The organism is Streptomyces showdoensis (genome assembly GCF_039535475.1).
Taxonomy (GTDB): Bacteria; Actinomycetota; Actinomycetes; order Streptomycetales; family Streptomycetaceae; genus Streptomyces; species Streptomyces showdoensis.
In genome coordinates, this window is record NZ_BAAAXG010000026.1 from 1423128 (window position 1) to 1433509 (window position 10382).

Below are 10382 nucleotides of genomic sequence, written 5' to 3' on the forward strand. Positions count from 1 at the left end.
GTGGGATTCCTGCGCAGCGCCCTGTCCGGACTCGCGACCCCCGAGCGATGGGTCGAGGACTGGATGCGCGGCGGGTCCGTCAACTCCGCCGGCATCCGCGTCGACCAGGACACCGCCCTCACCTACAGCCCCTTCTTCGCCGGGGTGCGGGTCCTGTCCGAAGACCTCGCCGGACTGCCGCTGTTCCTGTACGAGCGGCTGCAGCCCCGCGGCAAGCAGCGTGCCACCACCCACCCGCTGTACCGGCTGCTGCACGACCAGCCCAACGACATGATGTCCTCGGCCTGGCTGCGCGAGGTACTCACCTCTCACGCGATCACCTGGGGCAACGGCCTCGGGTACGTCGTGTCCAACGAGCGCACTGGGGTCGTCGAGGAGATCTGGCCGCTGCGCCCCGACCGGGTCACCATCGGCGTGAAGCGCTCCGGGCCCGGCCGGTTCGAGCGGCGCTACCGGTACGACGACGACGTCAACGGCATCCACACGGTCCTCCTGCCCCATGAGGTCCTGCACATCTCCGGCCTCGGGTTCGACGGCGTGCAGGGGTACCCGGTCGTCGAGCTCGCCGCCAACTCCATCGGTCTGGGCCTGGCCACCGAGCACCACGGCGCGAAGGTGTTCAGCAACGGCGCGGCCCCGGGCGGCGCGTTGACGCATCCGGGCAACGTGTCGCCCGAGGCGCGCCGGCGCATGGCGGACGACTGGGAGAACATCCACAAGGGCATCGACCGCGCGCACCGCATCGCGGTCCTGGAGGAGGGCGTCACCTTCCAGCAGGTCGGCGTCCCCAACGACAGCGCCCAGTTCCTGGAGACCCGGAAGCTGCAGGTCACCGAGATGGCGCGCTGGCTGCGACTGCCGCCCCACAAGGTCGGGGACCTGGACCGGGCGACGTTCTCCAACATCGAGCAGCAGCAACTCGACTACATCGGCTCGGCCCTGAACGTGTGGCTGGTCCGCTGGGAACAGGCGATCCTCACGCAGCTGCTGCTCCCTGACGAGCGGCAGCAGCACTTCCCCGAGTTCCTCGTCGACTCCCTGCTGCGCGGCGACACCGCCGCCCGGTACGCCGCCTACGCGGTCGGCCGCCAGTGGGGGTGGCTGTCCGCGAACGACGTGCGAGACAAGGAGAACCTCAACCCCATCGAGGGCGGCGACGACTACCTCGTCCCGCTCAACATGGTGCCCGCCGGCCGCAGCGCGGGCCGCGACGCGACGGCCGTCCGCCGCGCCCGGCTCCTGGCCGGCCGCAACGCCGTGCGCGAGACCATCGCGGACAAGTGGGGCCAGAAGATCGAGGCGTCCGACCAGGACGTCGCAGACCTCGAGGCCGACGAGGTCGGCGCCCTGGTCGACGAGCACCTCACGGCGGGTCGCGGCGCCCGGTCGCTGGGCGCATTCCTCGCCGCGCTCCGCGTCCTGTACGCCGAGGACGGCCCGATCATGGAGCGCCTGGCCGAACTCTGGGTGCCGCTCATGACCGGGTTCGCCGACGACATCGCAGTCCAGGCCGCCGAGGCCGTCGCCTACGAGGACCCCGTCGACCTGTCCGTATGGGCCAACGCCTACGCCCTGTCCCACGCCGGCTATCAGGTGTCCTCGTCCTACGGCCAGCTGCGGGCCGTGGTCGACAAGACCGAGGGGACGACCGAGGACATCGCCGAGGCCGTCGTCGAGCGGCTGGCCAAGTGGCAGGAGGAACGGCCCGCGCACACCGCGCGCTGGGAGTCCTCGCAGCTGCCGAACGCCGCGGCCCGCGAGACCTGGAAAGAGGCGGGCGTCAAGAAGATCCAGTGGGTCGCGCGCGGCTCGCAGAACTGCCCGTACTGCCAGCGCCTGGACGGCGCCGTGCGCGCCATCGAGAAGCCTTTCGTGGCCAAGGGCGACGACGTCGAGGGCGACGAGGGCGAGGCCCTGACCGCCAAGCGCGACACCTTCCACCCCCCGGTGCACCCGGGCTGCAACTGCGAGGTGATCCCCGTTGTCGACTGACCCGCCCCGCGGGGCCGCCGCCATGGAGGCGGGCAGCTGCTCGGCCTGCCGCGGGCCCGCCGAGCGCGGCCCGTCCGGCGCCTGGTGGCACCTGGGCACACCGTGCGGACGGACACCCGCCCGCTTCCAGACCGGCCCGCCGCATGACCGGCAGGCCGAGGAACCGAGGAGGAACCGATGAAGGAGCGGCGCTACGTGCGCGGCTACGTCGAGCGCGCGGACGGCGACGAGGCGGGCAAGCCGCTGTCGATCATCGCCGCGACCGAGGGCCGCAAGGGCGACGGCCTCAACCTGACCATGGCCGGCGCCGAGCTCGGCCGGTTCGACGCCAACCCGGTCGTCGGCTACGGCCACTCGTACTGGGGCCGCGACGGCCTGCCGATCGGCCGGTCCGACAAGACGTGGATCGACGGCGACAAGCTGCGCATGGACATCGTGTTCGACCAGGACGACGAGTTCGCCGTCAAGGTCGAGCGCAAGTACCGGGCCCGGATGATGAACGCTTTCAGCATCGGGTTCGACGTCTGGAACATCGACGACGCAGGCGTCCCCGAGGGCTGGGAGCTGTTCGAGGTCTCCGCCGTCCCGCTGCCCATGGACCCCAACGCGATCGTCGAGTCCGGCCGCTCCGCGCTCGACCTCCTGCGCGGCATGGACGTCCGCCAGGACCCGGACGAGACCGTGCAGGCCGTCCTCGCCCGCCTCGCCGAACTGGACGCCGCCGGCGCCCGCGCGGGTGCGGTGCTGTCCAAGAAGAACAAGGAGATCGTCACCAGCGCCCGCGACGCGCTGCAGGAACTCCTCGACGCCGCCGGCGGCACCGACGACGACGAGCGGGCCGCGCCCGCCGTCGACGAGACCCGGCTCAGGCGCCTCGCCGGCATCTGACCCCCTCGCGCCGCGCAGCCGCGCGGGGCACACCCACACCCGAAGGGAACACCCCGATGCCCAACATCAGGGAGCTGCGCAGCAAGCGCACCAAGCTCGGCGCGGACGCCCGCGCCATCATGCAGGCCGCCGAGTCCGAGGGCCGCTCGATGACCGGCGAGGAAGAGGCCCGGTTCGACAAGCTCATGGACGAGCGCGACGGCCTGGACCGCACCATCGCGCGGGCCGAGAAGCTCGACGAGGACGCCCGCGCCGAGGACGACCTGCCCGACGAGGGGCAGCGCGGCGGCGAGGAGGCCATGGGCGCCCTGCGCGCCTACCTCCTCGGCGGCCGGTCCGTCCTGACCGAGCGCCAGGCCCGCGCCCTGAACGCCGGGCACGACCCGGAGGGCGGATTCCTCGTCGCCCCGCAGCAGTTCGTCAAGGACCTCCTCAAGAACGTCGACGACATGGTGCAGCTGCGCGGCCTGGCCACCGTGCAGCAGCTCACGCAGGCCGAGTCCCTCGGCGTGCCGACCCTCGACACCGACCTGAACGACGCCGACTGGACGAGCGAGCTCGCCACCGGCAACCAGGACGACTCGATGCGGTTCGGCAAGCGGGAGCTGCGCCCGCACCCGCTGGCCAAGCGCGTCAAGATCAGCCGCAAGCTGATGCGCGCCTCGGTCCTGAACCCCGAGAACCTCGTCCGCGAGCGCATGGCCTACAAGTTCGGCGTCACCGCCGAGAAGGCGTACATGGTCGGGGACGGCAACCAGAAGCCCCTCGGTCTTTTCACCCCGCACGCCGACGGCATCCCCACCTCCCGCGACGTGGACGTCTCCACCTCGGGCACCGGGTTCACGAACGTGGCCGCGGGCAACGCCGCGGACGACCTGATCACCGCCAAGTACACGCTCAAGGGCGCGTACCACAAGAACGCCCGCTGGCTGTTCCACCGGCTGATGATCGCCTCGATCCGCAAGCTCAAGGACGGCGACGGCAACTACATCTGGCGCGCCGGCCTCGCCAACGACGCCCCCGACGTGATCCTCGACCTGCCGTTCCTCACCAGCGAGTTCGCCCCCTCGACGTTCGGCGACGGCGACTACGTCGGCATGCTCGGCGACTTCTCCTACTACTGGATCGCCGAGGCCCTCAACTTCGAGGTCCAGCGCCTCAACGAGCTGTACGCCGAGACGAATCAGCTGGGCTTCATCGGCCGCCAGGAGGCGGACGGCATGCCGGTCCTGGCCGAGGCGTTCGTGCGCCTGCAGTCCAACGACGTCGTGCCGTAACCCGCCCCGTCCCGCGCAGGCCCACACAGAACAGGAGCACACCTCATGCGCACCGACATCAAGAACCACCTCGACATCGCCACCACCCTGACCCCGGCGGCCCGCGTCGACACGGCCACCGGCACCGGGGTGGACCTGGCGAACTACGACGCTGCCGCCGTGGTCATCTCCACGGGCGTCGTCGCCAACGCGGCGTTCTCCATCGAGGTCCAGGAGTCCGACACGCTCGGCTCCGGCTACACCGCGGTCGCCAATGCCGACCTCGACGGCACCGAGCCCGCCACGCTCACCGCGTCCACCATCACCGTGATCGGCTACCACGGCATCAAGCGGTACATCCGCGCCGTGGCCACCGACGCGGGTACCGGCGACGCCTCGTTCGGCGTGACCGTCATCCGCGGCCGAGGCCGCGTCAAGCCCTGACCGCCGAGCCCGCACCCCGCCCAGCCGCCCGTCTCCGCGCGGGCGGCCGGGCGGGGGCCACACCTAAGGAGGCACCACCATGCGTGTCGAGATGCTGCGGCTGATGTCCAACCCCCGGTACGGCAACCAGCCCGAGGGCGCGATCGTCGACATGGACGACGCCGACGCCGAGCGCCGGATCGCGGCTGGCGACTGCCGCCCCGTCGACCCGCCGAAGGCCAAGAAGCCCACCCGCCGGGCCGGGCCCGCCGAGCCGCCGGCGGACCCTGAGACGCCCATCGAGCGCATGTCCGTCGAGCAGCTCAAGACCTACGCCGCCGAGCACGACATCGACCTCGGCGACGCCGCGAAGAAGGCCGACATCCTCGCCGCCGTCGTCGCCGAGGTCGAGCGCCGCCGCGACCAGGCCGACGAGGGCGAGAGCGAGGGCGGCAGCTGATGGCGTACGCCAGCCCCGACGACCTGCGCCGCCTGCTGCGCATGGACTCGTTCACGGAGGATGAGACCGCGACGGCCGAGCTCCTGATCGAGCTCGGCCAGGGCGTCATCGAGGACGAGATCGGGCAGCCGCTGGAGCAGTCCACCGACACCGTGGTCCTCGACGGCCCCACCGAGGACGACGCCCGCCAGGCGGGCAGCGGCTCACGGAAGCTGATCCTGCCGCGCTGGCCGGTCACGTCCGTCACCTCGGTCACCCTGACCGACGACGGCGAGGAGCTCACGTTCGGCAAGGACGCCGACTACACGTGGTCGGCGGCCGGGATCCTGCACCGCCGCGGCGCCCACTGGCCCAGCCACGACCGGGCCGTTGAGGTCGTCTACACCCCCGGCTACGCCCCGGTCCCGGCCGGGCCGAAGCGCATCGCCCTGCGCCTGGCGATGGTGGGCTGGTCCAACCCTGAGTTCCTCTCGGCCGAGACCCTCGGCGACCATTCCCGCAGCTTCTCCGCCGAGGCTCTCGGCATGGAGCTCACGCCCGGCGACATCCGCACGCTGGGCGCCTACCGGGCCCGGACATGATCGGCCGCCACCTGAACCGCACCCTGGAGGTGTGGCGGCCGGTGACCGCCGACGACGGCTACGGCGGGCAGGGCACCACCCTGGTCCACCAGGCCGACGTCCGCGCCAAGGTGGACCAGCCGGGCGCGTCCGAGCGGATGCTGGCCCAGCAGGCCAGCGCCGAGCACACCCACGACGTGTACCTGCTGCCCGACGCGGACGTGCAGCGCGGTGACGAGCTGCGCGGCCGCGGGCAGCGGCTGCGCGTCAAGCAGGTCGTCGAGCCGTCGGCGACCCGCTACAGCAGGGCCGAGTGCCAGCTGATCCAGCAGGAGCCCGCCTGATGTCGGGCCCGCTGGGCGCGGCCGCGGGCGCGCTGCTCGCCGCTGTGGGCGAGCTGCCCGACGGCTGCTACAGGATGGGAGGTGATCCGGTGGCCCGCTCCGGGATGACCGTGGAGATCCTCGGCACCCGCCGTCTGCAGGCCCAGCTGGAGGACCTCGGCGAGGACATCGTGGCCGCGATCCGCAAGGCCGTGACGGAGTCCGCCGAGGCCGTGAAAGCGGACACGCAGCGCGACGTCGCCAGGGACAGCGGCAACCTGCACGACAAGGTCGGCGTGACGTACAAGGACGACGGCCTGACCGCGCTGGTCGGCTGGCACAACGACGCCGAGTACTACGGCCGGTTCCTGGAGTACGGGACCCGCCGCATCGCGGCGCGGCCCGCGCTGCGGCCGGCGCTTGAGGCCGAGCGCGGGCGCTACCGGGCCCGGCTGACCGACGAGGTCCGAAGGGCCCTGCGATGAGGGCGGCCGACCCGCTGCTGCCGGTCCAGGGCGCCCTCGTCCAGGCGCTCGGGGGCGACGCCGCACTCGGCGCGCTCATCAGCGGCGTCTACGACTACCTGCCCGAGACCGCCGCGTATCCGTTCGTCGTCGTCGGCGAGGCCACCGGCACACCGGACAACGCGCACGACCGGTACGGGCAGGAGACCGTCGTCACCATCCACGTGTGGTCGCAGTACCGCGGCTACAGCCAGGGCCTGACGATCGGGGCCCGCATCACCGCGGCCCTCGACCACCAGCCGCTGACGATCCCCGGGCACGACCACATCGTGACCCGCTGGGAGACCACGCAGACCCTCACCGACCCCGAGCCGCCCGGCAACGTGCGGCACGTGGTGCTGCGCTACCGCATCGTCACCGAGCAGCCGCCCACCTGACCTCGCCCCACCCGCACACCCGGCCCGCGCCCGCGGCCCGGGCCCTGCCCATGCGCAGAACTGGAGGTACCCCCAGTGGCAGCCCTGAACGCCATCCCCGTCACCACCCTCGGAGGCGTCGCCGACCTGGCGGCGGCCGCCGTCGCCGCGGCCGGCGGCGGCGACACCGCACCGGTCGGCCCCGGACACGTCCTGTACGTGTCCAACGCCGACGCGTCCGCCCACACCGTCACCCTCGCCACCCCCGGCACGGTCGACGGACACGCCATCGCCGACGCCACCCTCGTCGTCGCCGCCGGCAAGAGCGGCCTCATCCCGCTCACCACCCTGTTCCGCGGCGCGACCGGCCGCGCCTCCCTCACCTACGACGGAGTCACGGCCCTCAAGGTCGCCGTCCTCAAGATCGGAGCCTGACCCGTGGCAGGTACAGACGCGTTCGGCACCCAGTTCCTGCGGGACACCACCGGCGCCGGCGCCTACGGCGTGATCGCCAACGTCGCCGACATCTCCGGGCCGTCCCGCTCCCGCGAGGCCATCGAGGTCACCGCACACGACTCCCCGAACGACTACCGCGAGTTCATCAAGGGCCTCAAGGACGGCGGCGAGGTCGAGCTCACCATCAACTACGACCCCGGCGAAAGCACGCACGCCGCCCTTGACGGGGACTTCGAGGAGAAGGACCTGCGCAACTACCAGGTGATCATCCTTCCGGGCCACCCGGACGAGCACACCTGGACTTTCGCCGCCATGATCACCGACCTCGGAGACGCGTACCCCATCGACGACAAGATGGAACGTTCGGTCACCTTCAAGATCAGCGGCATGCCCACCCTCACCCCGACCGGCTGACAGGAGACCGACCCACCATGAGCTCTCTCAAGGACCTCATCCGCAACGCGGACGACATCAAGACCGAGGACGACGTCGAGATCCCCGAGTGGGCCCCGGGCGTCATGTTCCAGGTGTGCGGCCTGCCGTCGGACGACTGGGAGACCTACCAGAACAGGGCGTCCACCATGACCCGCCGGGACTCCGCCAAGGCTGTGGAGATGTCGGTCAAGTCCCACAAAGCCTGGATCGTGGCCAAGTGCCTGCGCGAGCAGGAGACCGGCGACCTGGTCTTCCCTGACGTCCGCGAGGGCGTCGCGATCCTGTCCAAGCGCTCCGCCGGAATCGTGAACGGCCTGTTCAACCTGTGCCGCCACCTGTCCGACGACGACCGCAGCTTCGAGCAGAAGGTCGCGGCGGCTGAGGCGGATTTCGGCGACGGCCCGAGCTGAGGCTGCACTACGACCTCGCCGCGGCCTTCCGCCTCCCCCCGTCCGAGGTCCTGGCACGGTTCACCGAGGAGGAGCTCATCCGCCTCGTCGCATACCAGAACCTCTACGGCCCCATCGGGCCCGCGCGCATGGACGTCGTCGCCGCCCGGCTCGGCATGGACGTCGCCGCCCCGCACATGAAGAAGGGCCAGCGCCCCAAGCTGCGCGACCACATCGTGCAGTGGAGCCGGGCCGCCCGCCCCCGCCGGTCGGGGCACGAGCTGCTGGCCGCGATCCGCGGTATCCAGACCGGGTTCGACCGGGCCGGCCGCAGAAAGGAGCGCGCGCGATGACGATCCTGGACGAGCTCCTGGTCCGCATCGGCATGGACTCCTCCGGTGTCGACGAGGGCGCCGAGGAGGTCACCAACCGCCTCGACGGCCTGGCCGGCCCGGCCGCCGCCGCGGGCCTGGCCGCCGGCGCCGTGTTCGCCGTGGGCATCGCCGGGGCCATGGACATTGCCGGGGCCCGCAGCGAGCTGCAGAAGTCCCTGGACCTGACCAGCGAGGAGGCCGCGCGCGCGGGCGGCCTCGCCGGTGACGTCTTCTCCGACGGGTTCGGCGAGTCCCTCGATGAGGTCACCAGCGGCCTGGCGACCGTCACCGGCGCGATGGGCAAGCTCGGCGACTTCACCGACGCCGAGCTGCAGGACATGACCAAGGGCGCCCTCGGCCTCGCCAAGGCGCTGGAGGTCGACGTCGCCGACGCCTCGACGGCGGCCGGACAGCTGGTCAAGCAGGGCCTCGTCAAGGACGGCACCGAGGCGTTCGACGTCCTGACCCGCGCCGCGCAGGTCCTGCCCAAGAGCATGCTCGCCGACGTCCCGGCAGTGGTGCAGGAGTACGGAACGCATTTCAAGCGCATCGGCCTCGACGCCTCGACTGCGTTCGGGATGATGTCGCAGTTCGTGAAGGCCGGCGGCAAGGACATCGATCAGGCGGGCGACATCCTGCACGAGTTCGCCCGCATCACGAGCGAGGAGACCGACCGGGCCAAGGAGGGCTTCAAGTCCCTCGGGCTGGACGGTACGGCGATGCTCGCCGACATCGGCAAGGGCGGCAAGCCCGCCGCCGACGCGCTGCAGCTCACCCTCGACACGCTCCGCGGCGTCGAGGACCCGGCCAAGCGGGCGCAGCTCGGTGTCGCCTTGTTCGGTGACATGGCCGGCGAGGCGGCCGACGCGCTGCTCGCCATGAACCCGGAGACGGCGAAGGCCGCGTCCGGCATGGACCAGGCGGCCGGGGCGTCCAAGAAGCTGACCGAGGCCATGGAGAAGGACCCCGCCCAGCAGATGGACGCGGCGATGCGGACGCTGCAGATGACGCTGGGCGAGGCGCTGCTGCCGATCGTGCTCAAGGCGTCGGAGCTGTTCTCCGAGCACAAGGAGCTCATCAAGACCCTCGCCCCGATCATCCTGGGCCTGGCCGTCGCGCTCGGCATCATGGCCGCCGTGATCTGGCTGGTGAACATCGCCATGCTCGCCAACCCGATCACGTGGATCATCCTGGGCATCGTCGCCCTCATCGCCGTCATCGTGCTCCTGATCGCCAAGTGGGACTGGGTCAAGGCCCAGCTGGAGATCCTGTGGGACTGGATCAGCGCCAAGGCCAAGGAGATCTGGGACCCGATCGCCCAGTACTTCACCGACCTGTGGGACGACATCACCGAGTCGTTCAACCAGGGCCTGGACTGGATCCAGGGCCTGTTCGAGGGCTTCCACCCGCTCGACTGGATCAGCACCAACTGGGACAAGGTCACCAGCTGGATCGACCGGCAGTGGGACACGATCACCCAGAACGTGAGCGACTCCATCGACGACATCGCCGGCTTCTTCGGCGGCATGTGGGACGGCATCACCGGCGGGTTGAAGAAGGCCCTCAACGGGGCCATCTACCTGATCAACAACGCGATCGAGGGCATCAACTACCTGATCTACGGGGCCAACAAGATCCCCGGGGTGAACATTCCGTACATCCCCTTCATCCCGTTCCTGGCCGAGGGCGGGATCACGACCGGCCCCACCCTCGCCATGATCGGCGAGGGCTCCGAACAGGAGGCCGTCCTGCCGCTGTCGAAGCTCGACGCGTTGATCAACACCCCGGCCGCGATGGCCGCGCCGTCCACCGGACGGATGCAGCCGGTCCAGGTCCTCATCACCCCCACGGTCAACGGCGGCGCGTTCCAGGACGCGTTCCAGTACGAGGTGCGCACGCGGGCCGGATCGTCGGTCGCCCGCTACGCAGGAGAGGACGAATAGACC

Annotated in this window: 14 protein-coding genes; all 14 read left to right on the top strand. The window is 71.1% G+C overall.

The window, feature by feature from the left end:
- The 14 genes from ABD981_RS19290 (at position 1) to ABD981_RS19355 (ending at position 10379) form a co-directional block, all read left to right on the top strand.
- Positions 1-1992 (top strand): phage portal protein, encoded by a 1992-nt coding sequence (locus ABD981_RS19290; RefSeq protein ID WP_123954668.1) that lies wholly within the window; start codon positions 1-3, stop codon positions 1990-1992.
- A 177-nt stretch (positions 1993-2169) separates the two neighbouring features.
- Positions 2170-2880 carry an HK97 family phage prohead protease gene (locus ABD981_RS19295; protein ID WP_046909047.1) on the top strand — a complete coding sequence of 237 codons (711 nt, stop codon included), beginning with the start codon at positions 2170-2172 and terminating at the stop codon, positions 2878-2880.
- A gap of 56 nt (positions 2881-2936) precedes the next feature.
- On the top strand, positions 2937-4157 hold the full coding sequence (locus tag ABD981_RS19300; protein ID WP_123954667.1) for a phage major capsid protein: 1221 nt from the start codon (positions 2937-2939) through the stop codon (positions 4155-4157).
- A 45-nt stretch (positions 4158-4202) separates the two neighbouring features.
- Positions 4203-4580, top strand: coding sequence for a hypothetical protein (locus ABD981_RS19305; RefSeq protein ID WP_046909046.1), 378 nt, complete (start codon positions 4203-4205; stop codon positions 4578-4580).
- A gap of 79 nt (positions 4581-4659) precedes the next feature.
- Positions 4660-5019 carry a DUF7302 family protein gene (locus tag ABD981_RS19310; RefSeq protein WP_046909045.1) on the top strand — a complete coding sequence of 120 codons (360 nt, stop codon included), beginning with the start codon at positions 4660-4662 and terminating at the stop codon, positions 5017-5019.
- Positions 5019-5600, top strand: coding sequence for a hypothetical protein (locus ABD981_RS19315; RefSeq protein ID WP_123954666.1), 582 nt, complete (start codon positions 5019-5021; stop codon positions 5598-5600). The genes ABD981_RS19310 and ABD981_RS19315 overlap by 1 nt, the downstream gene beginning before the upstream one ends.
- Complete coding sequence (locus tag ABD981_RS19320; RefSeq protein WP_046909044.1) at positions 5597-5923, top strand: phage head closure protein; 327 nt, start codon at positions 5597-5599, stop codon at positions 5921-5923. The genes ABD981_RS19315 and ABD981_RS19320 overlap by 4 nt, the downstream gene beginning before the upstream one ends.
- Complete coding sequence (locus ABD981_RS19325) at positions 5923-6387, top strand: HK97-gp10 family putative phage morphogenesis protein (RefSeq protein ID WP_123954665.1); 465 nt, start codon at positions 5923-5925, stop codon at positions 6385-6387. Before ABD981_RS19320 ends, ABD981_RS19325 begins: the two co-directional genes overlap by 1 nt.
- Entirely contained in the window at positions 6384-6803 is a 420-nt protein-coding gene (locus ABD981_RS19330) for a DUF3168 domain-containing protein (protein WP_240495304.1), read from the top strand. Before ABD981_RS19325 ends, ABD981_RS19330 begins: the two co-directional genes overlap by 4 nt.
- Before the next feature lie 75 nt (positions 6804-6878).
- The gene (locus tag ABD981_RS19335) at positions 6879-7217 is read left to right on the top strand and encodes a hypothetical protein (protein ID WP_046909043.1); all 339 of its coding nucleotides are present in this window, start codon (positions 6879-6881) and stop codon (positions 7215-7217) included.
- A gap of 3 nt (positions 7218-7220) precedes the next feature.
- Entirely contained in the window at positions 7221-7652 is a 432-nt protein-coding gene (locus ABD981_RS19340; protein ID WP_046909042.1) for a phage tail tube protein, read from the top strand.
- A 17-nt stretch (positions 7653-7669) separates the two neighbouring features.
- Positions 7670-8083 carry a hypothetical protein gene (locus tag ABD981_RS19345; RefSeq protein ID WP_046909041.1) on the top strand — a complete coding sequence of 138 codons (414 nt, stop codon included), beginning with the start codon at positions 7670-7672 and terminating at the stop codon, positions 8081-8083.
- Between the two features lie 50 nt (positions 8084-8133).
- Positions 8134-8415, top strand: a complete 282-nt coding sequence (locus tag ABD981_RS19350; RefSeq protein ID WP_425586500.1) for a phage tail assembly protein T — start codon at positions 8134-8136, stop codon at positions 8413-8415.
- Complete coding sequence (locus tag ABD981_RS19355) at positions 8412-10379, top strand: phage tail tape measure protein (RefSeq protein ID WP_046909039.1); 1968 nt, start codon at positions 8412-8414, stop codon at positions 10377-10379. Before ABD981_RS19350 ends, ABD981_RS19355 begins: the two co-directional genes overlap by 4 nt.
- The last annotated feature ends 3 nt before the right edge of the window (positions 10380-10382 follow it).